Annotated in this window: 12 protein-coding genes; 8 read left to right on the top strand and 4 right to left on the bottom strand. The window is 60.8% G+C overall.

Going from position 1 to position 23537, the window contains the following annotated elements; all coding sequences use genetic code 11:
- Positions 1 to 1113: a sulfate/molybdate ABC transporter ATP-binding protein gene (locus tag CWS72_RS09260; protein WP_101250320.1), complete on the top strand. Its 1113-nt coding sequence runs from the start codon at positions 1 to 3 to the stop codon at positions 1111 to 1113.
- Between the two features lie 357 nt (positions 1114 to 1470).
- Here CWS72_RS09260 and CWS72_RS09255 read toward each other — a convergent pair whose 3' ends face one another.
- Positions 1471 to 2433 (bottom strand): hypothetical protein, encoded by a 963-nt coding sequence (locus CWS72_RS09255; protein ID WP_146002690.1) that lies wholly within the window; start codon positions 2431 to 2433, stop codon positions 1471 to 1473.
- Between the two features lie 551 nt (positions 2434 to 2984).
- Here CWS72_RS09255 and CWS72_RS09250 point away from each other — a divergent pair.
- The 4 genes from CWS72_RS09250 to cysC are packed head-to-tail and all read left to right on the top strand — an operon-like array spanning position 2985 to position 8431.
- Positions 2985 to 5033 carry a nitrite/sulfite reductase gene (locus CWS72_RS09250; protein WP_101250412.1) on the top strand — a complete coding sequence of 683 codons (2049 nt, stop codon included), beginning with the start codon at positions 2985 to 2987 and terminating at the stop codon, positions 5031 to 5033.
- Positions 5030 to 5713: a phosphoadenylyl-sulfate reductase gene (locus tag CWS72_RS09245; protein ID WP_101250318.1), complete on the top strand. Its 684-nt coding sequence runs from the start codon at positions 5030 to 5032 to the stop codon at positions 5711 to 5713. Before CWS72_RS09250 ends, CWS72_RS09245 begins: the two co-directional genes overlap by 4 nt.
- A gap of 2 nt (positions 5714 to 5715) precedes the next feature.
- Positions 5716 to 6519, top strand: a complete 804-nt coding sequence (cysD, locus tag CWS72_RS09240; RefSeq protein WP_101250317.1) for a sulfate adenylyltransferase subunit CysD — start codon at positions 5716 to 5718, stop codon at positions 6517 to 6519.
- 10 nt (positions 6520 to 6529) lie between these two features.
- Positions 6530 to 8431 carry an adenylyl-sulfate kinase gene (cysC, locus tag CWS72_RS09235; RefSeq protein ID WP_199175609.1) on the top strand — a complete coding sequence of 634 codons (1902 nt, stop codon included), beginning with the start codon at positions 6530 to 6532 and terminating at the stop codon, positions 8429 to 8431.
- A 659-nt stretch (positions 8432 to 9090) separates the two neighbouring features.
- Here the strand turns inward: cysC and CWS72_RS09230 are convergent.
- Both CWS72_RS09230 and CWS72_RS09225 read right to left on the bottom strand, forming a co-directional pair.
- Positions 9091 to 12117, bottom strand: a complete 3027-nt coding sequence (locus CWS72_RS09230) for an EAL domain-containing protein (protein ID WP_101250315.1) — start codon at positions 12115 to 12117, stop codon at positions 9091 to 9093.
- Positions 12118 to 12240: 123 nt separating this feature from the next.
- On the bottom strand, positions 12241 to 12633 hold the full coding sequence (locus CWS72_RS09225) for an Hpt domain-containing protein (protein WP_101250314.1): 393 nt from the start codon (positions 12631 to 12633) through the stop codon (positions 12241 to 12243).
- 331 nt (positions 12634 to 12964) lie between these two features.
- Between CWS72_RS09225 and CWS72_RS09220 the strand changes: the two genes are divergently transcribed.
- Both CWS72_RS09220 and CWS72_RS28595 read left to right on the top strand, forming a co-directional pair.
- Complete coding sequence (locus CWS72_RS09220; protein WP_101250313.1) at positions 12965 to 14707, top strand: GGDEF domain-containing protein; 1743 nt, start codon at positions 12965 to 12967, stop codon at positions 14705 to 14707.
- Between the two features lie 639 nt (positions 14708 to 15346).
- Positions 15347 to 17368 carry a methyl-accepting chemotaxis protein gene (locus CWS72_RS28595; protein WP_101250312.1) on the top strand — a complete coding sequence of 674 codons (2022 nt, stop codon included), beginning with the start codon at positions 15347 to 15349 and terminating at the stop codon, positions 17366 to 17368.
- 24 nt (positions 17369 to 17392) lie between these two features.
- Here the strand turns inward: CWS72_RS28595 and CWS72_RS09210 are convergent, their stop codons facing one another.
- On the bottom strand, positions 17393 to 18616 hold the full coding sequence (locus CWS72_RS09210) for a TIGR03862 family flavoprotein (RefSeq protein ID WP_101250411.1): 1224 nt from the start codon (positions 18614 to 18616) through the stop codon (positions 17393 to 17395).
- A 283-nt stretch (positions 18617 to 18899) separates the two neighbouring features.
- Here CWS72_RS09210 and gltB point away from each other — a divergent pair, with 283 nt between their 5' ends.
- Complete coding sequence (gltB, locus tag CWS72_RS09205) at positions 18900 to 23537, top strand: glutamate synthase large subunit (protein ID WP_101250311.1); 4638 nt, start codon at positions 18900 to 18902, stop codon at positions 23535 to 23537.

The following is a 23537-nucleotide window of genomic DNA, read 5'->3' as shown; positions in this document are numbered from 1 at the left end:
ATGATGATCGACGCCCGGAATGTCAGGAAGACGTTCGGCAGTTTTGCCGCCTTGAACGATGTGTCGTTGAATATCGCCGAGGGCGAGTTGGTCGCCCTGTTGGGGCCATCGGGATCGGGCAAGACGACCTTGCTGCGTATCCTGGGCGGTCTGGAGTTTCCCGATTCGGGCAGCGTGCTGTTCGACGGCGGTGACGCCACCCTGGTTTCGGCGCGCGACCGCCACGTCGGTTTCGTCTTCCAGCATTATGCGCTGTTCCGGCACATGACGGTGTTCGACAACGTCGCCTTCGGTTTGAAGGTGCGTTCACGCAAGGAGCGTCCGTCCAAGGCGGAGATCGCCGAACGCGTCCATCATCTTCTGTCCATGGTGCAACTGGACGGTCTGGCCCTGCGCTATCCCTCGCAGCTTTCCGGAGGGCAGCGTCAAAGGGTGGCCTTGGCCCGCGCCCTGGCGATCCAACCCCGGGTGTTGCTTCTGGATGAACCCTTCGGCGCTCTCGACGCCCAGGTGCGCAAGGAATTGCGCCGTTGGCTGCGCCGGCTTCACGACGAATTGAAGATCACCGGTGTCTTTGTCACCCACGATCAGGAAGAAGCGCTGGAAGTCGCCGACCGGGTGGTGGTGATGAACCAGGGGCGCATCGAACAGATCGGTACTCCCACCGAAATCTACGATCAGCCGGCGACACCCTTCGTTTACCAGTTCCTGGGCAACGTCAATGCCCTGCCTTGCCGGATCCGGGGCGGTCAGGCGGAAATCGGGCCGTTGGTCATGCCGGCGCCGTCCTATGCCGGTGTCGCCGACGCCGCCGGCGTCGCCTTCGTCCGGCCGCACGATCTGCTGCTTTCGCGACCCGGAGAGGGAGGGGGGAGCTTCGCCGTGGTTCGCCACGTCTCGGTTCTGGGGGCGGTGGTACGGGTGGAACTTTCGCTGGGTGAACACATCATCGAGGCGGAAACCAGCCGGCAGCGCCATGCGGAACTTGAACTGGCGCCGGGCCAGCGGGTCCTTTTGTGGCCGCGTCAGGCCCGCTTCTTTCTGCGCGACGGCTGGGAGGGGACCACCCTGGAAAGCCGCGAGGAACTGGCCCGCACCAGCGCCATGCTGTAGGCATCGGTGGGATGCCTTACACTCGTTCTGCCCGGACTTGTTCCACGGTTGTCCGGCTGAGTTTGTGTGCTGACGACAACCCAAAACCGTCATTGCTGGACCTGATCCGGCAATCCATGATTGCGCGGATCGGCCGAGCTCATTGGAGGCGGGCAGGTGGATCCCCGGGGCAAGCCCAGGGACCACAGTAACCTATTCTCAACATATTAAGCGTCATTGCGAGAAGCGGAGCGACGAAGCAATCCAGACTGCCGGAAGGACTGGATTGCTTCGCCTGAAGGCTCGCGAACGACGGCATTTCTTCCCGGCAAAGCCGAGATGTGTGAATGCCATAGCCCGCAAGGGACGAGGAGCGCATCAGAAGTGGTAGCGCGCCTGCACGCCGTATTCGAGGGTCTGGTTGTGGGGTTCGAATCCGGAGTAGCGCCACCTGGCGACCGTGAAGTGTGCGGTTTCCGATTGGTTGATGTTCCAATAATTGAAGAACGGACCGACAGACCAGATGCCTCGTTCATACATGGCGCTGCCGCGTAAGCCGAAGCCCCCGCGTTGCTTGCTCTCGATGTTGGGAAAGGCGGGAGAGGCGTCGTTCAGATTGCTCGTCTGCCATCCTTCAATCAGTTGATCATATTCGGTGTTGACGCTGATTCGCGCGCCTTCGCTGACGCCGAAACGGTGCGTTACGCCGACGGGAAGGTAAAGATACTGGCTTTCCCGCGTGTAGCCTTTCACTCCCAGATCCGTCTGCCCCGTCGAGTCGTTGTACAGTCTCCGGTATCCGATGCCGATGTACGGGGAAATACCGACGATCGCCCCCTTCAGCAAGGGGCCGGTGACGAACAGGTCTTTTCCGACCACGGCGCGCGTTTCAAATAAATAGTCGGGGATATCGTCTTGTTTGCCGCTGGCGCTCGAGTAATCGTTGCCGCTATAGGCGAAGCGGACATCACCGGTCACGAAAAAGCCTTGATAGACGAACTCGGTGATGGCACCGGTTATGCCGACCTTGACGCCCGTTTCATGCATGAATTCGGCGTTGGAAACCACATGTTCCTGATAGCGGTAGTTGGAGACCTGACCGCCGAGTTCGATTCCCGGCAGTGTCGCCACATTCACATGGCCCCCCGGAGTTTGGGCGGAGATGGACGTTTCTTGCGCATGGCTTGGCTGGGAAAACAGCGCCAGCGCGGGGAGCGTGATGGACAGAAAAAGACATGCCCTGGACGGCTTGTTGCGCACGGAACGGATTCCTTCTCGACTTTGGTGCGGTGAACTCGCAGGCTCTAAAATATATTCTTCTAACGAGTCTGACGTGCTCATGTGGAAAACATCAATTGATGATGTTTTAACTTTAATTAAATGGCGATCTCAAATCAATAAAACCTTACGATGTGTCTATATTTTTACTATTTTGTACGACGGATTTCGCGCCTAGATTTCGTTATTAAGTGATCATCTGTTAGTGGTGCAACCGTTGTCTCAGGGGGGTATCATCCCAGTTGCCGATGGGAATTTCCCTGTCATCAGGACGTGACTGTCGAGCATGACGCGGTAATTTCAACAGATCCTTTAGCCTGGGCGGCGCCTCTCGCCCGCTGAAGCGGAGCGGAAGCGTCATCAAGATCTGAGCGAGCGTCCCGCCGAGGGGCTTTGTTTGACCGAATTGATATGAATTCAAGGATATGCGTGGGAAGAACGGCGTCAGATAAGCATGTTCTGAATATGGTTATCAGTAGTCTACAACATTGATAGATAAATAAAAATTCACCGAAACTATTGACGATGTCGAAAAAATGCACGAATGTATGCGCAAATAGATTGTATTAACACATATGTTGTGTGTAATGGAGAGCGAGGGCCGATTGGTGACCATGTCCGTCAATGCTTCCCGCGAAATCGAACCCCTGGTTCGGCTTTCTGATCTCGACGAATACCGGCAGGGGTTGAAGCACCGCCTGGGCGGTGATTGGGACGAGGACAAGTGGACGGCATTCCGCGTCCGCTTCGGCGTCTACGGTCAGAAACAGCCGGGCGTGCAGATGGTCCGCATCAAGATTCCGGGGGGGCTGGTGCCCTTGCCCTGGCTGGGCGTGCTTGCGCATTTCAATCGAAAATTCTGCCAGGGCGATGCCCACATCACCACCCGTCAGGATTTCCAGACCTATTTCGTGCCGCTGGAACGCACGGCCGAAGCGTTGGAGTTCCTTTATTCCAATGGTTTGACCACGCGCGAAGCCTGCGGCAACACGCTGCGCAACATCAATGCCTGCGCCCTTGCCGGCAACTGCCCGCGCGAGCATGTGGATGCCGGCGAGGTGGCGAGCCGTCTGGCTCGCAGCTGGATCCGCCATCCCCTGGTCCAGCATATGCCGCGCAAGGTGAAGATCTCGGTGTCCGGCTGCGCCACGGACTGCGGCGTCTCGGCCATTCACGATCTGTCGTTCATCGCCACCGAAGCGAATGGCAAGAAGGGTTTCATCGTTTACGCCGGGGGCGGCTTGGGCGGTCAACCGCGTCCGGCGACGAAAGTCCTCGATTTCGTGACCGAAGAGGAATTGCAGACGGTCGTGGAGACCCTGGCCCGTCTGCATCAGCGCTATTCGGACCGCATCAATCGCAATGCGGCGCGCATCAAATTCGTCGTCAAGCGGTTCGGCGAGGAAAAATTCCGCGCCTTGTTCGCCGAGGAGTTCGAACGTCTGCGCGGCCTGCCCCAGCGCCCCTGGCAGCCTTTGCAGTGGCGCCGGCCGGAAGAGGCGGCGATCGAACGGACCCCCTTGGGGATCGTCAAGCAGCATGACGGACGTTTCGCCGTGGTCGGAAATCCGCCGTTGGGCTTGTTGTCGTCCGAGCAACTCGAGGGCCTGGCGGCCATCGGCCGGGACGTCGGCATCCGGCAATTGCGGGTGACGCGCGATCAGAATGTCGTTCTGCCCGACGTCCCCGGTGATCGCCTCGACGAGGTGGCTCAGCGTCTGCGGGCCATCAATATCGACGTGCCGGCCAGTGCCTCCGAGAGCGCCGATGTGGTGTCCTGCCCGGGAACCACGACCTGCCGTATCGGAATCACCAATTCGCAAGGCTTCGGCCGTCAGGTCTGGGCGGATGCGAAGGACGATCCCACGGCCAAGGGAATTTCCGTTCGGGTATCGGGCTGCCAGAATTCCTGCGGCCTGCATGAAATCGCCGACTTCGGATTCCAGGGCCTGGCCAAGAAGATCGATGGCGTGCCCGCCCCCCATTATCAGATCCATATCGGCGGCGACGGGCGGACCGGCGTCCAGGATGGTGTCGTCGGTCTGCATGGACCGATCATTCCGGCCCGTCACGGCTTGGCGGCCCTGCGTCTCCTGCGCCAGGGATATGCCGGGGGCAAACAATCCGGAGAAAGCGTTCGGCGCTGGGCCGAGCGGTTGGGCAAGGAGGGGCTCAAGGATCTGTTGACGCCGCTTGCCGACGCTTCCGACGAGGGGAAGCTGTTCATCGATTGGGGCGACGAGGACAGGTTCAAGGGGGCTCCGACCTTGCGCGGCGAATGCGCGGCACCCTTCGCCTCGGACGATCTGTTGGCGGATCTCGCCGACGACGCCCTGATCCGTCTGGATCGCCATCTTCAGGTCGGTCGGTGGGAGGAGGCCTTGCGCGCGGCGGAGGATGCGCAGACCCTGGCGGCGCGCCGTGTCCTTCATCATGACGGTCAATTCACGAAAGACGACGAATCGGCGACGGTAATCCACGATCGCGTTCGTGGAATAGCCAAGGCGCGAATTGCGGCGTCCCTCGATCATGTCGAGGCGGAACGGACGGCGGCGCTGTCGAGCGGTCGTCCCGATGCCTACCGGGAAGCCGTCGCGGTTTTCATCGACAGCGTGCGCGCCCTTATCGAGGCACCCGGCAATGGGCGGGACGCCGCCGAATGAGCATCGAGGATGACGTGGCCCGCTTGCGCGGGGCGCATGGGGATTTGGACGGATTGGACCTGATAGCGGCGATGCGGCGGGAGTTTCCCCAATCTTTGGCGGTCATCAGTTCCTTCGGTGCCGAGGCGGCCGTGTTGCTCGATCTGGTGGCGCAGTGCGACAAGACGATTCCGGTGATCTTTCTCGATACCGGCGAACTGTTCGATGAAACGCTCGCCTATCAGGTCCGCCTGACGGAGGTTTTGGGACTGCGCAACCTGCGGGTCATTCGGCCGGATCCCGAGGACGTTAAGAAAGCTGACGAATTGTGGCTCACCGATGCCGACGCCTGCTGCAATCTGCGCAAGGTGCAACCCTTGAGGCGGGCTGTTCGGGGCTTTCGGGCCTTGATCGACGGGCGCAAGCAATATCACGGCGGTGGGCGGGAAAGCCTGTCGACCATCGAGGCGGGCGCGGGTGAGGTGGTGAAGATCGCCCCGTTGGCCCGTTGGAGCCAGCAGAGAATCGACGAGGCCTTCCGTCTTAGGAAGTTGCCTGCTCATCCCCTGGTCGCCCAGGGGTACCACTCCATCGGCTGTTGGCCCTGTTCCCGGCCGACCGGGGCGAACGAACCGGTCAGGGCGGGACGATGGGCCGGCGCCGCTAAAACGGAATGCGGAATTCATCGGGTAAGCAAATAGTCATGAGCACTGATCTCGACGCCCTGGAAAGCCAGAGCATTTTCATTCTTCGCGAAGCGTTCAACCGGATCGACAAGGTCGCCATGTTGTGGTCGATCGGCAAAGACTCCAACGTCTTGCTGTGGTTGGCCCGGAAAGCATTCTTCGGCCATGTGCCGTTTCCGGTGGTGCATGTCGACACCAGCTATAAAATCCCGGAAATGATCGCTTTCCGTGATCGCGTGGCCAAGGAATGGAATCTGCCGCTGATCATCGGCGGCAACCAGCAGGCCCTGAAAGACGGCATGCATCCATCCCGCGGCCGGGTGACCTGCTGTTCGGCTTTGAAGACCGAGCCCTTGAAACAAATCATCCACGACAACGGCTTTACCGGCGTCATCGTCGGCATTCGCCGCGACGAGGAGGGGACTCGGGCCAAGGAGCGTGTCTTCAGCCCGCGCAACGAGACCGCCGAATGGGATTTCAAGGATCAGCCGCCGGAATTCTGGGACCAGTTCAAGACCGATTTTGCTCCGGGCACGCATTTGCGCATTCATCCCCTGCTGCATTGGGGCGAACTCGACATCTGGCGCTATATCGAGCGGGAAAATATCCCGGTGGTCGATCTCTATTTCGCCAAGAATGGCCGCCGCTATCGGTCACTGGGCTGTGCGCCTTGTACGGGGACCGTCGCCAGCACGGCGGTCACCGTCGCCGAGATCATCGAGGAATTGCGGACCACGCGCGTCTCCGAGCGTTCGGGGCGCGCGCAGGACAAGGAATCCGAGGACGCTTTCGAGCGCCTGCGTTCACAGGGTTATATGTAAAATGAATGCCATGACCAGCGTTTCCGCCCTCAAGATCGTCATCGTCGGTCACGTCGACCACGGCAAGTCGACCCTGGTCGGTCGCCTGCTGCACGAGACCGGCGCGCTGCCGGAGGGCAAAGTGGAAAGCTTGCGCGAAGTCTGCGACAAGCGCGGCATGCCCTTCGAATGGGCTTTCGTGATGGATGCCCTGCAAGCCGAGCGCGATCAAGGAATTACCATCGATACGGCACAGATCCTCTTCAAGACCGAGCGCCGTCCTTATGTCATCATCGATGCGCCGGGGCATAAGGAATTTCTGAAAAACATGGTCACCGGCGCTGCGAGCGCCGACGCCGCCGTTCTGGTCATCGATGCCATCGAGGGGGTCCAGGAACAATCGAGGCGACATGGCTATCTTCTCCATCTTCTCGGGCTTCGCCAGTTGGCGGTAGTCGTCAACAAGATGGACGCGGTGGATTTCTCCGAAGGGCGCTTCCAGGAGGTTTCGGCTGAGATCTCCGCCTATCTCGCGGAAATCGGCGTGACGCCGACAGAGATCATTCCCGCCGCCGCGCGTCATGGCGATAATGTGTCCCATCGTTCGGCCAATATGCCTTGGTATGAGGGCCCGACGGTGATCGAGGCGTTGGACGGTTTCGCGCCGGTTACGGAAGCGACGTCGCTGCCTTTGCGGTTTCCCGTCCAGGACGTCTTCAAGTTCGATCATCGGCGGATCATCGCCGGGCGTATCGAGAGCGGCAACCTGAAGGTGGGGGACCGACTGCTGTTCTCGCCCTCCGGCAAAACCGCCCGGATCGCCTCGATCGAGGGCTGGCATGTCCAGCCTGTGGCGGTCACGGCGGTGGCCGGGCAGTCCATCGGCGTGACGCTGGACGAGCAGGTCTTCATCGAGCGTGGGCAGATCGCCAGTCTGCTCGATAATCCGCCGCTGGGAAGCTATCTATTTCGTGCCCGGCTGTTCTGGCTGGGTCGGGCGCCATTGTCGGCCGGCCGGCGCTACAAGATGAAACTGGGTACCGCCGAATACAGCGTCGTGGTGGAGAAGGTCGAACGGGTTATCGACGTCACGGATCTGGCCTCGGTGGATACCGATTTCGTCGAAAAAAACGCCGTGGCCGAGGTGATGCTGCGATCACGCGGTCCGGTGGCTTTCGATGAATTCGTCGATAATCCGAAAACCGGTCGTTTCGTGCTGGTCGATAATTTCGACATCGTCGGCGGTGGCGTCATCTCCATGAAGGGGTTGCCCGATCATCGCTGCAAGCCGGATTCGGTCGGCGACGATATCACTGCCGTTGCTCACAAGGTCTCGTTGCGCGACCGCCAGTCGGTCAACCGCCATAAGCCCGGCGTGCTCTGGCTGACCGGGCTTTCCGGCTCGGGGAAATCCACCATCGCCATGGAGGTGGAACGTCGTCTGTTCGCCAAGGGCTATCAGGTGTTCGTTCTCGACGGAGACAACGTCCGCCAGGGTCTTAACGCCGATCTCGGCTTTTCGCCCGAGGACCGGGCCGAAAATGTGCGCCGTATCGGCGAAGTGGCGCATCTTTTCGCCCAGGCGGGAATGATCGTCATCGCGGCTTTCATCTCACCCTATCGGGCCGACCGGGATCGGGCGCGTGCCGCATCGCCCGGCCTGTTCCACGAGATCTTTGTCAAGGCGCCGGTCGAGGAATGCCAACGCCGCGATCCGAAAGGACTCTACGCCAAGGCCCGTCAGGGAGGGATCGCCGAATTCACCGGGGTAACGGCGCCTTACGAGCAGCCGGTCAATCCGGAACTGGAGATCGACACGGCGAGCCTGTCGATCGACGAGGCGGTGGAAGTGGTCTTGCGCTACGTCGAACAGGATATGCAGCGGGATGTCGATGCCTCCTCGACCGAGCAGCGGCCGGACGTGACGCTTTAGCAGGCTGCGGAAAAAGTCTTCGTGACATCATTTCCGTCGTCATCCCCGCGAAAGCGCATAGGCGCTAACTTAAGCCCTCGCCCGCTTTGCGGGAGAGGGCGGTGAGCGTAAGCGAGCGGGTGAGGGGACTTACACGCGGGAGCGTGGAAAAAGTGTGCAGAAACAAACAAGTTTTTATGTCGCGCAGACGCGCGTACCCCTCACCCGGCCGCTAAAGCGGCCACCCTCTCCCGCAAAGCGGGCGAGGGTTAAGTTAGCGCCTATGCGCTTTCGCGGGAATGACGAAGAAATTCCGGCTTTTTCCGCAGCCTGTTAAGGCTTCTCCCGTTTTCCCGATGGCATGAAAGGAATTTTGAACCACCAAGGCACCAAGACACCAAGGCGTCTTTCGGATCAGTCGGCGGCAGCCAATCCGCGCCGCAGGCATTCGCCCGACAGCCGATGACGGGTCGGGAAAATGCCAGAGGCACACTCCACCACCTTGGTGTCTTGGTGGTTCATCAAAAGCCGGAGCGCGCAGGAACGATCAAGAGGACGAGCCTCATCCGGCCGATTGCCAATTGTCCACTGAACCTAATACCAACTCTCGGTGATCGGACCCAATCGCCGGGCGGATTTCTCCGAAACCCATGGCTTCTCGCCAACGATGGCGCGGGCCCTCAATGGGCTTTTTTCTCCGGCATGGCGATGTTGCGGCCCATTTGCAATTCGGCAATGGCGTCCGGCAGGGACATCGGCTTGCCGTAGAGGAAGCCCTGGATGATATCGCAGCGATGATTCGCCAGAATTTCCGCCTGTCTGGCATGTTCGACGCCTTCCGCCAGAACCGTCATTCCCATGGAATGGGCCAGGGTGATGATGGTGACGGCGATCGCCTCATCCTTCGGATTGTCGGCGATGTCGATGACGAAGGAGCGGTCGATTTTCAAAGTGTCGACGGGGAAGCGCTTCAAATAATTGAGCGAGGAATAGCCGGTGCCGAAATCGTCGATGGACAGGCGGATGCCCAATCCCTTCATGCGCTCCAGATAGCTGATCACATGTTCGGGGTTGTTCATCAGGGTGCTTTCGGTGATCTCCACGTCGAGGTGTTGCGGATCGATGCCTGTTTCCTCGATGGCCTGCTGGATCTGGCTTAAGACATCGGAATCGGTGAATTGCCGAGCCGAGATATTGACGCCGATCGAGACATTGTTCAGTCCCATGTCCTGAAGCTGGCGCAGATCGGTGCAGGCGCGCCGCAGAACCCAGGCACCCAGGGGCACGATCAGGCCGGTCTGCTCGGCGATCGGGACGAAGCGGCTCGGTTGGATCAGTCCCATGCTGGGGTGTTTCCAGCGCACCAGAGCTTCAAGTCCGACGATGCGTCCGCTGGCGACATCGATTTGCGGTTGGTAATACAGCAGCAATTCGTCGCGTTCGATGCCGCGTCGCAACTCGTTCTCAAGCGTCAGCCGTTCGGCCGATTGACTGTGCATGACGGGGTCGAAGAAGCGATAGAGGTTGCGGCCGCTGGCCTTGGCGAAAAGCATCGCCGCGCTGGCATGGACGATGAGTTCCGACGCCAAGACCGCGTGTTCCGGGAAGATGGCGATGCCGACGTTGGCGCTCAACGTCAACTCGCGGCCGCGCAGGATGAATGGGCGGCTTAGCGTGGCCATGAAATGTTCGACCGCCTGGCCCACTTCGGTACGGTTATGGACGCCGCTGTTGATGATGGTGAATTCATCGCCGCCGAAGCGCGCCACCATGTCTGTCGATTTGACGCCGGAAACCATGCGGCGTCCGGCCTCGATCAGCAGTTCGTCGCCCGCGACATGTCCCATGACGTCGTTGACCATCTTGAAACCGTCGAGATCGACGAACCAGACGGCCACCCAGGACTTGTTCACCGCCGCGTGATCGATGGCATGCTGGAGCCGTTCCTGCAGCAGGCGTCTGTTGGGAAGGCCGGTCAGGGAGTCGTGATTGGCCGAATGGGCGAGATAGTCCTCGAAATTGCGGCGCTCGGTGACGTCCCGGAAAATAGCCGTAAAGAGGCGTCGATCGTCGAGATGGCAGAGCGAGACGGAAATCTCCGCCGGGAAGACGCTGCCATCCTGGCGACGGCCGGCGATCTCGCGGGCGGATCCGGCGATCTGCGGCTGCCGGGTGGCAAGGGCGGCGGCGAGTTTCTTTTTATGATCCCGGCCTCCCTCCTCGGTCATCAGAATCTCGATCGGCTTGCCGATGGTCTGATTGGCGTTGTAGCCGAACATGGTTTCCGCCGAGCGGTTGAAGGTCTCGATATTTCCCCGCTCATCGGTCACCACGATGGCGTCGACGGCGGTGTCGAGAATGCTGTTCAAACGCTTGGCCTGCGCGGCGACATCACGGTTGGCGCGCATGACATCGGAGATGTTTCTGACCACGACGAGGACATTTCCGTCGCCTTCCGGCGCCGCCGAGGCCGAGGCGATGACGTCCAGCGCCTTGCCTGAGGCGTGGAGGAATTTCATCGGCGTCGCGGCCGTCTCGCCGATGAGCGGACTGAAGTTACCCTCGCACAACACCTGATAATCGGGATGGACGAACTTGCTCAGCGCCTGACCCTCCACCTGTTTTGCGTCATAGACGCCCAACAGCCGCAGTCCGGCTGTATTGATGAAGGTGATGACGCCGTCGTGACACAGACAGATGGTGTCCGGCGACATCTCGATGATGGTCCGGTAGCTGTGCTGTTCATCGCCGGTGGCGGCGGCCTCGAGAGTGGCGGCACGGGACAGTTCTTCCGTCACCTCGAGCAAATCGAGGCTCGATGAATGGATGCTCTTCAGATAATCGGAAATCTTGTCGTCGCCATTCGACAGTCCTTTTTCGATCATCTGCGTCAGGCCGAGAATGGTGGTGAGCGGCGTGCGCAACTTGCGGCCGGTGCTTTGCAGAAAACCGTTTTTGGCCTGGATCGCCGTTTCCGCGCGTGTCTGCGCGCAGGTCAACCGCTCGACCGTGCTTTCAAGATTGGCCAGATGGGTTTGGTGCTCGCTGGCATCACGCGCTAGCGCGATGATCAGCGGATGGGAGGCGTCTTCGCGGGGGAGCGGCGCAATGGCGACTTCGATGGGCAGGCGGGTGCCGTCCTTGCGCGTCCAGATGCCGTGGCGGATGCCCGGAGGCGTGAATTCGATGTCGCGCCAGATCTCCTCCAACTCGTCGCGGGTGAGGCGCGTCTCGAAATCACTGATCCGCATGCCGATCAATTCGTGTCGCTGATAGCCCAGCATGCGGCATAGCGTATTGTTGATTTCGGTGAGCCGGCCTTTCCCGTCATGGATGAGCAGGGCCTCGGGAAGGTTGTCGATCAGGGATCGCGTCGGCGCGGTCCCGGTCTCCGAAGATGGCTGTGGCGATACGCCAGTTCGTCCCCGGTTGTCGGCGTAACGGGGCAAGCGGGCCAGCGTCAGCAGCAAGCCCAAGGCGAGCAGTCCTTTGAGGAGCGGGGCAATCCCTGACGTGGCGTCCGCCGACAAAGCCCCGTCAGCCGTGGCGGTGGCGGCGATCACACCCAGAACGAGCAACAAAAGGCGGACGGTGGCAGCGCTGTGGGCCTGTTGACGGCGGCGGAGAAACGAGGCGACCAGGACCAATCCCCACAAGGCGACGAGCACCGGGCGGACGGTCAGGTCCATGGGATTGAACGCTGACATATTTATTCTTGTAACAACCTCTGTTCGGTCAGCCGTACCGTCGCACTTCTATCCGAGCCGTCCGGTCGGCAGAGAGTGACCGAAAACAGCAGGAATTTCCACACCCATGAAAAGCTTGTTTCATCAGCCGGCGGGTGAAATGGAAAGAGCTGCCAATGATGCCGCCAGGATCTCCTCGAATTGGGGCGCGTGCTGACGTCCGTCGGTCCCGTCGTGACAGGCCCGTTCGATGACCCGGGCAACGGCGGCCAGGGCGGGCCATCCGAAATTGGCGGCGACGCCGACCAGACGATGGGCGCTGCGACCGGCGGCGTGAACATCTCCCGTTTGCCAGTTGGCTCGCAACTCGCCGGCCGATTCGAGAATGGATTGACGGGCGGTGAGGGTGAGTTCGGTCAATTTGCTCTCGCCAAGAGCTTCGGAAAGGATGGCGAGGCGTTCCTGATCGACAAGGAAATGCCGTTCTCCATCGATTTCAACCGAAGGCGCGGCCTCTACGGAATCTTTATCGGACATCTCTTCTCCTCATATTTGCCACTTCGGATGAGCCGTTATGCTCTAGTGGTGGTTGGGTTATATTTTATTTTAAAACTCAGTAATGATTTTATGGTGGCATGAACATGTTTCAAAAATATGAATTGAGGAATAATGAACATTGGGTGTCGTTGTGCCTGAAATATTGACAAATGCGGAGGGGTCACAGATTCTGCCGATAAATCGGGCCCCGTTAGGAATATGATCGGACGAGCGCGGGGCCGTTTCAATCCGGTCTCTTGAGGTTGCCGAAAAACTGAAAGCTGGCGTTGTGTCCAAGGAAGCGGGGTCGCTCTTTTCCAGTGCCGTGAATATGCCTGATCCTTTGACTGTCATCGAACGGTTGGATCACGCTTTTCAGCCCATCGTCAATATGGCCACCGGGCATTGTTTCGCCTACGAAGCGCTGCTGAATGGATGTGCCGATCAGGGATTTCCCGATCAGCGGGCTTTTTTCGATGCCTGTTACGCGATCGGTCAACTCGATGTCGTCCAATTGCGGCTGTGGGAAATGGCGACGGCGCGTTTCGCCGGTCTGCCCCACGCCCGCGGCGCCCGCCTGTTTCTCAATATCGATAGCCGGTCCCTGGATGGGAGCGATAGTCTGCCTCGTCAGATCAGGGGATTGCTTTCCCAGTACGATGTGCCGGAAAACGCCATTACCTTCCAGATCAGCGAGCCGCCACCCGGGGTCTTCGACCCGGTGGCGCCCTGGGTGCGCGCCCTGAAACGCCAGACTTGCAAGATCGCCATCGATCGTTTTGGCGGCGGCGTCGCCGGTTTTCAGATGCTCTACGGTGTCGAGCCGGAGTTCCTGAAGCTCGATCAGTTTTTTATCCGCAACGTAACGTCCGATTCCAAGAAGAAGATGTTGCTGTCCAACGTGGTCGCGACAGCTCATCTGCTGGGAATCGTCGTGGTCGCGGTCGGTGTCGAGTCGCGATCGGAGTTCATGACCTGTAAGGAGGTCGGCTGCGACTTGGCCCAGGGCGTCATGATCGAGGGACCCTGCCTGCATCCGGGCGACCTGCCATCCCATTATCCGCATGTCGAGGAATTGTCCCGGCACGATCGCCGGGGCAGGGTGGGGGACCGCAAGATTATTCTCGATCAGATGGCGCCGATCCCGCCCTTGACCATTGACGACGAAATTACCGCCGTTTTTGATCGGCTGCGGCGCGACACCCGTCAGACTTTTCTTCCCGTCGTCGACCGCATGGGGCAGCCCCTGGGGATCGTCCGGGAGAGCAATATCAAGAATTACGCCTACTCGCCTTTCGGCAAGGATCTCATCTCGAATAAGGGGCTGGGCCGCAAACTCAAGGATTTCATCGTTCGTTGTCCGATCGCCGACGTCCAGATGCCCGTCGAGAATATCATGTCGATCTATTCGGGCGACGAGGAGGCGGAAGGGATCATTCTGGTCGATCAGATGCGCTACGTCGGCTTTTTGTCGGCACGTTCGATCATCCGGGTGATCAATGAAAAAAGCCTGGCTCAGGCGCGGGATCAGAATCCGCTCACCAAACTGCCGGGCAATTCTCTGATCAATCAGTTCATCGCCGAGAGCCTTGCCGACGTCAATAGTCCCTGCGCCTACGTTTACGTCGATTTCGACAATTTCAAGCCGTTCAACGATAAGTACGGTTTTCGCCAGGGGGATCGGGCGATTTTGCTGTTCGCCGAAATGATACGCAAGCGGCTGGCCGCCGAATGTTTTTTGGGGCACATCGGCGGCGATGATTTTTTCATCGGCTTCGTCGGAGCCCTTGCCGCCGGGGCCGCCACGGAGGCCGGGTACCTGCTGGAGGCGTTCCGCAGCGACGCGGAGAGCTTCTACGATGCCGAGGCGAGGGCGGCGGGCTGCATCAGCGCCGCCGATCGCGATGGAACGGTGAAGTGCTTTCCCCTGCTTTCGGCGAGCGCCGTGGTGGTCGAAGCGGCGTCCCCCCGCCGTCTTTTTTCAGCCGACGACGTCAGCGCTCTCATCGCCAAATTGAAGAAACAGGCGAAGAACGCGCCGACGAAGCTGGTCTCCACATGTCTGCCGGGATAGGGCGGGCGTAGTCGCGTTCTCCCTCGCCCCTTGTGGGAGAGGGCGGCGAGCGTAAGCGAGCGGGTGAGGGACTTACGCGCGCCGAGCGCGGAAAAAGTGTGCGGAAACAAACAACTCTTATGTCGCGCCGACGCGCGCCCCCTCACCCGGCCGCTAACAGGCTGCGGAAAAAGTCTTCGTGACATCATTTCCGTCTGCTAAAGCGGCCACCCTCTCCCGCAAGGGGCGAGGGTTAAGCTAGCCCTATGGGCGTCCCTGCCGGTGCCACCGAAGGATTGCTTCGTCTTCGGCTCGCAAACAACAGGCTTTTCTCTACTGAAAAAATGCGTGATGCCGTAACCCCTGTGGGAGAAGGGCTTTCGTCCGCCCTTTTGTACCCCCTTGCCGTCGCGCGGGCCGAAGGTCCGTTTTCGATAATTTATCAATGGGCCGAGGTCGGCGGAATGTGGAACTGTCCGTCATCTGACAGACAGGCGACGAGTCATCGTCCACACTAAAGCAGAATACGCTCAATCTACATCACTCCCTTGTTCCTCTTATCGAAGGGAGGGGTGATGGTGGATGTAATTAAATAATAAATTATATAATTTCTGTAAAAAAGACAGAAATGTTTAAAAAAACAAGAAGAGGAGATGTCGAATGTTCCTTTGGAACAAGGCTGTCCCATCGATTGACACCTTGCCGGTCGATCGTGAACCCACTTCCGTTTCTCCCGTCAAGACGCCGGCCCCCCCAATCCGGGTGATCGACAGCGACGGAGCCCTGGCGCAACTGTCCTCCGACGATTTTCTTTTCGCCGGCCGGCCGTCGCCGATCGCCTTGGCCTTCGTCTCGCCACATGTCGATTTCATTCGCGTGACGACGAACTTGAGACGCCTTGCCGAGCATACTCTGGTGCTGGCCGTCTCCACGGCCGGGGAGCTATGTTTCCAGGCCGGTGGGTCACTCTACAAGCCGACCGGGGATCAATGGTCGAGCGTCGTGGTGCAGATATTTTCGCCGGACCTGATCGACCAGGTCTCCATACACTCCATTCCCCTGCATAACGAAGATATCCGGCAGGGCAAGCCGTCCCTCAACCGGGAGGAGCGGGTGGGGCGCATCCGTCAGTCGCTGAACTCGCTTCATCCGTCGTTCCATCTTGATGCGCATGATTCGCTGGCGTTGACTTTCATCGATGGCTTGTCCAACTGCGAAAATCTTTTCATGGAATCGGTATACCGCTCAGCCCGATTCCCCTGCCTGTTCGTCGGTGGTTCGGCGGGCGGAAAGTTCGACTTCCGCAACACCTATATTTATGACGGCCGAAAAGTGCTTGAGAACCATGCCGTCATCGCCTTTCTCAAACTGGCGCCCGGCAAACGCTATGGGGCGCTCAAAAGTCAGAATTTCAAGAAGACCGACAAGTCTTTCATCGTCATCGATGCCGATCCCGACCTGCGTTGCGTCAAGGCGGTGTTTGACGCGGCCAGTGGCCGGCCGGTATCGGCGGCCGAGGCGGTCGCCAGGGCCATGGGGGTGTCGCCGGCGGCGTTGGCCGAAAAACTGAAGAAGCATACTTTCGGCATCGAATTGGACGGCGAGTTCTATGTTCGCTCGGTGGCCGGGATCGACCCCGTCCAGGGAAGCATCACATTCTTTTGCGACGTCAATCCGGGTGACGAACTCTGGTTGCTGCAGGCCACCGACTTCATCGAGCAGACCAAACAGGATGTCGAGGTCTTCCTGCGCGGCAAGCCGGCTCCGCTTGCCGTGCTGCTGAACGACTGTATCCTGCGTCGTCTCAACAACGAAGCGGCGCTGGCCGGATTGTCCGGAATCTGGCCGGCTCCGGTTGCCGGATTTTCCACTTTCGGCGAGATGTTCGGCATCAATGTCAATCAGACATTGTCCGCTGTGGTGTTCTTCGATGTCGGCGATGGACCGTTCGCCGACGATCTGGTCGACAATTTTCCCATCTATTACGCCAGATTTCGCGAATATTTCACCCGATGCCACCTCAACCGGGTCGAAATCCTCAACCGCCTGCGGAGCTACGTCATCCATCGTCTTACCGCCCACTTCGATACCGGCGTCGCTTTGACGTCCGAAATCGAGGGGGTGCTCTCCAAGCTCTCCGATATCCGTGGCACGGTGGACGGTATCCGCGTCAGCATCCAGGCCAATGCCGATCTGGCGCTCGACACGGGGGACGCCGATGCCCTGGTCGAGGGCTTCGCCTCGTTGCACCGGCACGCGTCGGGCATGCGCGACGTCATCGAGATCATCGACGGTATTGCGGGGCAGACCAATCTTCTGGCCTTGAACGCCACCATCGAGGCGGCCAGGGCTGGGGAAACCGGGCGCGGCTTCGCCGTCGTCGCCAACGAGGTGAAAAAGCTGGCCACCGATACCAAGGCATCGCTGGGACGTACCCAGACGGCCATCGCCTGCATCGAGGATGGCCTGTCGTCCCTCGGCGGCAAGATCGAGTCGGCCAATCGCCGTTTCGGCGATGTGCGGGAACGTTTCCAGGGGACGGTCAGACAGGTCGACGCCGTCGTTGTCAACGCGTCCATGATCGAGGCCACATTGTCGGCCCTTGGACGGAAAGTCGACGAACAGCGCCGATCGGTCGCCGCTCTCGATACCGAGGTGGAGTTGTTGAAACGTATGGATTAGGGGCCCATCCGAGACCGCCGGCCCTCATCTTTTCCCGGCGGTTTCCAGCCATCGCAAAGCACCCCGGCCGGCCCGCCGGCCGGTGGCGAAACAGCCGGTCAGCAGATAGCCGCCGGTCGGCGCCTCCCAATCGAGCATTTCGCCGGCGGCGAAGAGTCCGGGGCGGCGGCGCACCATGAGATCGTCGTCGAGCTCTTCGAAACATAATCCGCCGGCGCTGGAGATCGCCTCGGCGAGCGGCCTCGCGCCATGGAGCGGCACGGGCGCGGTCTTGATTGCCCGGGCCAGGGAGGCCGGGCGGGCCAGGGCTTCCGCCGGTGCCGTCTCGCGGAGCAGGGCCACGGCCGCCGGGGGCAGGTTGGCGGTCCGGCGCAGCCAATTGGACAGCGATAGTCGCCCCCGAGGCCGTGCCAGACGCTCGCTCAGCGTCTCTTCGGAAAAATCCGGCTTGAGATCGACAGTCAGGACGGCGCTTCCGTCTCGATCGATCGCGTCGCGCAAGGCGGCGGAAAGCGCATAGACCGCTCCGCCCTCGATGCCGTATTCGGTCAGCATCGCCTCGCCCCGCAGGCGACGCCCGCCAAAGCTTAAGGCGACGGCTTTCAAGGGCTGGCCGAAATGCGGTGCCATATGGCTCGACCAGGCGACCAGGAAGCCGCAGTTGCTGGGACGCAACGGCCGGATCCGGCAGCCGATGGACTGCAGGGGGGAAATCCATCCGCCATCCGATCCCAGGTGCGGCCAGCTTCCTCCGCCCAGGGCCAGCACGGTCGCGCCGGGAGACAGGTGCCATTCGCCCCGGGGGGAGCGGAAGACGAGCGCTCCGTCGTCGGCGAAACCGGCCCACCGATGGCGGGGGCGGAAGGTGATCCCCTGGTCGCGCAGCCTGCGCACCCACGCCCGGAGCAGGGGGGCCGCCTTGAATTCGGCCGGAAAAACCCGGCCGCTGCTGCCCACGAATGTCTCGATACCAAGATCCCGGGCCCAGGCGCGCAAATCATCGGGACCGAATTCCGCCAGAAATCCGCCGAACAGGCCGGCTTCGGCACCATAGCGGGAAACGAACGCGGGTCCGGGTTCGCTATGGGTCAGATTGAGGCCGCCGCGGCCGGCGAGAAGAAATTTTCGGCCAACCGACGGCATGGCGTCGCAGACGACGACGTCGGCTCCTCCTGCGGCCGCCGTCTCCGCGGCCATCAATCCGGCCGGTCCGCCGCCGATCACGCAAATCACTCCGTCACCCGTCATCGCGCGTTCCGTCTCCGTTCGTTCGGCGGGCATCATCCTGGATTTTCTATTATTTTTAAACAACGCATCGGAAAGGCGCGCGGAAAGGAGTGGCGGGAAGAAGGGCGACAAGGGATAATCCTGATAAGAAAAGCTTGACCAGACGTCGCCATCTTCTGAAAAATGACTTCCGCGACGCCATCCCGCGAATATCCTTTCGTGTTGCCGGCAAATCGTTTTTGCCGGATGCCTTTGTGTGGTCTGCCGTCATCTCGGACGACGGCTGTAGGGAAAGACTTGGAAAATGACTTTGAACGGTTCTCCGAACGACCAGGGGCTTTATGATCCGCGTCACGAACATGACGCCTGCGGTGTCGGCTTCGTGGTCGATATCAAGAACCGAAAAAATCATGAGATCGTCCGGCAAGGGCTGCAAATCCTCGTCAACCTGACCCATCGTGGCGCCGTCGGCGCCGATCCGCTGGCGGGTGACGGCGCGGGCATCCTGCTTCAGTTGCCGGACGGCTTACTGCGTCCCGAGGCGGAGCGCTTGGGCATCGCCCTGCCGGCATTGGGTGCCTACGGCGTCGGCATGATCTTCCTGCCCCAGGAAAAGGACGTGCGCGCCGAATGCGAGGCGATCATCGAGAAGGTCATCGCCGATGAGGGGCAGGTCCTTCTCGGTTGGCGCGACGTCCCGGTGGACAGCGGCGTGCTTGGCGAAAGCGTGCGTGCCTCGGAGCCGGTGATCCGGCAGGTCTACATCGGTCGCGGCGCTCAGCTCGCCGATCAGGATGCGTTCGAACGCAAGCTGTTCGTCATCAGGAAGCAGATGTCGATCACCATTCGCGAGCGTTTCTCCGCGCAAGCGAAAACCTTCTACATCCCCTCGATGTCGTCGCGCACCATCGTCTACAAGGGAATGCTGCTGGCCGATCAGGTCGGTCCTTATTTCAAGGATCTCGTCGATGAGCGCCTGGTTTCGGCGCTCGCCCTGGTCCATCAGCGCTTTTCCACCAACACCTTTCCGACCTGGAGTCTGGCCCATCCCTTCCGCATGATCTGCCACAACGGCGAGATCAACACATTGCGCGGCAATTTGAACTGGATGGTGGCCCGGCGCTATGCCATGCAGTCGGATCTCCTGGGCGACGATTTGGCCAAGTTGTGGCCCCTGACCTTCGACGGTCAGTCCGACTCCGCCAGCTTCGACAATGCCCTCGAATTGCTGGTGCAGGGCGGCTATTCGCTGGCCCATGCGATGATGATGATGATCCCGGAGGCTTGGGCCGGCAATCCGCTGATGGACGAGAAGCGAAGCGCCTTCTACGAATATCACGCGGCCTTGATGGAGCCCTGGGACGGGCCGGCGGCGGTGTGTTTCACCGATGGCCGGCAGATCGGCGCGACCTTGGACCGCAATGGGCTGCGGCCGGCACGTTATCTGGTCACCGATGACGATATCGTGGTGATGGCCTCCGAGATGGGCGTGCTACCCATTCCCGAGGAGAAGATCGTCAAGAAATGGCGCCTGCAGCCCGGCAGGATGCTGCTGATCGATCTCGACCAGGGGCGCATCATCGATGACGCCGAAATCAAGGCCGAGTTGGCGAACGCGCATCCCTATACGGAGCTTCTGGCCAAAAGCCAGATCTTCCTTGAGGACCTGCCCGAGCAGCAGCCCGACCGTCAGGCGACCGAAGTCTCGCTTCTCGACCGTCAACAGGCCTTCGGTTACACGCAGGAAGACATCAAATTCCTCATCACACCGATGGCCGTCGCCGGTCAGGAGGCTGTGGGCAGCATGGGCACCGACACGCCTCTGGCCGTGCTTTCGTCCAAGCCCAAGCTGCTTTACACCTATTTCAAGCAGTGCTTCGCCCAGGTGACCAATCCGCCGATCGATTCCATCCGCGAGGAGGCGGTGATGAGCCTGGTCAGCCTGATCGGGCCCCGGCCGAACCTGCTGGGAAGGCCCGACGGCGCATTGCGCAAGCGGCTCGAGGTGCGCCAGCCGATCCTGACCAACGAGGATCTGGAGAAGATCCGCGCCATCAGCCAGCATGCCGACAACGCCTTCAAATCAGTGACCATCGATATCACCTGGCCGGCGACCTCCGGCCCGGAGGGACTGGCAGAGGCCATCGAGCGGATCAAGACGGAGGTGAGCCGCGTGGTTGGCGAGGGGGTGAACATCCTCGTGCTGTCGGACCGCGATGTCGGCCCCGAGCGCATTCCGGTTCCGGCGCTGCTCGCCACATCGGCGGTGCATCATCATCTGGTCGCCGAAGGCAAGCGCACCGAGGTCGGTTTGGTCGTCGAGACCGGCAGCGCGCTTCAGGTCCACCATTTCTGCCTGCTGGCCGGCTATGGCGCCGAGGCGATCAATCCCTATCTGGCGTTCGAAACCCTGGACGCCATCCGCCCGACATTGTCCGAACCGATCTCGGAACATGATCTGCACAAGCGGTTCATCAAGGGCATCGACAAGGCCATCCTGAAGGTGATGGCCAAGATGGGCATCTCGACCTACCAGTCCTACTGCGGCGCGCAGATCTTCGACGCGGTCGGATTGTCGCGGAAATTCGTCGATACCTATTTCAAGGGCACCAACGCCACCATCGAAGGGGTCGGCGTCGAAGAGATCGCCCGGGAGATGATGATCCGTCACCAGAACGCCTTCGGCGCCTCGCCGGTGCTGCGCTCGATGTTGGATGCCGGGGGCGAATATGCCGTGCGTCTGCGCGGCGAGGAACATGCCTGGACGCCGCAGACCATCAGTGCGCTCCAGCATGCGGTGCGCGGTAATCTGCCCGAACGCTACCGGGAATTTTCCAAGCTGTTGAACGACCAGAGTGAACGGTTGCTCAATCTGCGCGGCCTGTTCCAGTTGAAGGCGGTCGGCGCCCCGGTGCCCCTGGACGAGGTCGAGTCCGCGGCGCAGATCGTCAAGCGTTTTTCGACCGGGGCGATGAGCTACGGATCGATCAGCCGCGAGGCCCATACCACCCTGGCCATCGCCATGAACCGTATCGGCGGACGCTCCAACACCGGTGAAGGCGGCGAGGAGGCGGAACGCTTCCGCCCTCTGACCAACGGCGATTCCATGCGTTCGGCGATCAAGCAGGTGGCTTCGGCGCGGTTCGGCGTCACCGCCGAATATCTGGTCAATGCCGACGACATCCAGATCAAGATGGCGCAGGGCGCCAAGCCGGGCGAGGGGGGGCAGCTGCCCGGCCACAAGGTGGATGCCACCATCGCGCGGGTCCGTCATTCGACGCCCGGCGTCGGCCTGATCAGTCCGCCGCCGCACCACGACATCTATTCGATCGAGGATTTGGCGCAGCTTATCTTCGATCTGAAGAGCGTCAATCCCCAGGCCCGCATCAGCGTCAAGCTGGTCTCGGAATCCGGCGTCGGCACCGTGGCTGCGGGTGTGGCGAAGGCGCGCGCCGACCATGTGACCATCTCCGGCCATGACGGCGGCACCGGCGCTTCGCCGCTGACTTCGATCAAGCATGCCGGCGGTCCCTGGGAAATTGGTCTGGCGGAAACCCATCAGACCCTGGTCCTGAACAGATTGCGCGGCCGTATCGCCGTGCAGGTGGACGGTGGCGTCAGGACCGGGCGCGACGTGATCATCGGGGCCTTGCTGGGCGCCGACGAGTTCGGTTTCGCCACGGCGCCGTTGATCGCCTCGGGCTGCATCATGATGCGCAAATGCCATCTCAACACCTGCCCCGTGGGTGTCGCCACCCAGGATCCGGAACTGCGCAAGCGGTTCACCGGGCAGCCTGAGCATGTCATCAATTATTTCTTCTTCGTCGCCGAGGAGGTTCGCGAGATCATGGCCTCGCTGGGCATCCGCAAATTCGAAGATCTGATCGGGCGCAGCGACCTGCTCGATGCGCGCCAGGCGCTCGATCACTGGAAAGCCAAGGGGCTCGACTTCACCCGCTTGTTCCATACGCCGGATGCTCCGGAAGGAGTGGCCACGCGCCATTGCGAAAAGCAGAATCGTGGTCTGGAGGACGTCCTTGACCGCAAGATCATCGCCCAGGCCATGCCGGCCCTTGAGAGCCGGAAGCCGGTGCAGATCGATCTGCCGGTCCATAACGTCGACCGCACCGTGGGGGCCATGCTGTCGGGCGAGGTGGCGCGGCGCTACGGCCATCATGGTCTGCCCGACGACACCATTTCGGTGCGTCTGGCCGGAACGGCGGGGCAAAGCTTCGGTGCGTTCCTGGCCAAGGGCGTGACGCTGGAGCTGACCGGCGAAGCCAACGACTATGTGGGCAAGGGACTGTCGGGCGGACGCATCGTCATCCTGCCGTCGCCGAAATCGAAACTGGCCGCCGAGGAGAACATCATCGTCGGCAATACCGTGTTATACGGTGCCATCGAAGGGGAATGCTACTTCCGCGGCGTCGGTGGCGAGCGCTTCGCCGTCCGCAATTCCGGTGCCACCGCGGTGGTCGAAGGGGTCGGCGATCATGGCTGCGAATATATGACCGGCGGTATCGTCGTCGTCATTGGCAGCACGGGGCGCAATTTCGCCGCCGGCATGAGCGGCGGCATTGCCTACGTCCTTGACGAGGATGGTGATTTCGAACGGAGGTGCAATCTGGCCATGGTCGAGCTGGCCCCCGTCGCCGCCGAGGAAAATGCTCCCGAGGCTCAGGATTGGTCCGGCGGCGAACTGGAGGGACATGGTTTGGTGGATATTTCGGCCGACATGACCCGGCACGATGAAATTCGCCTGCGCATGCTGATCGAAAATCATCGGCGCTACACCAACAGCGCCCGGGCCAATGACCTGCTGCTCAACTGGGATCATTACATGCCGAAATTCGTCAAGGTCATGCCTGTCGATTATCGCAAGGCGCTCGAGGCCATGCAGAAGGTGCAGGCCGAGGAAGCCTCTCTGGCGGGGAGCCACTGA

Source organism: Telmatospirillum siberiense (genome assembly GCF_002845745.1).
Taxonomy (GTDB): domain Bacteria; phylum Pseudomonadota; class Alphaproteobacteria; order Rhodospirillales; family Magnetospirillaceae; genus Telmatospirillum; species Telmatospirillum siberiense.
Note: the sequence above shows the minus strand (reverse complement) of the source record. Positions and strands in the feature narration are given on the sequence as shown.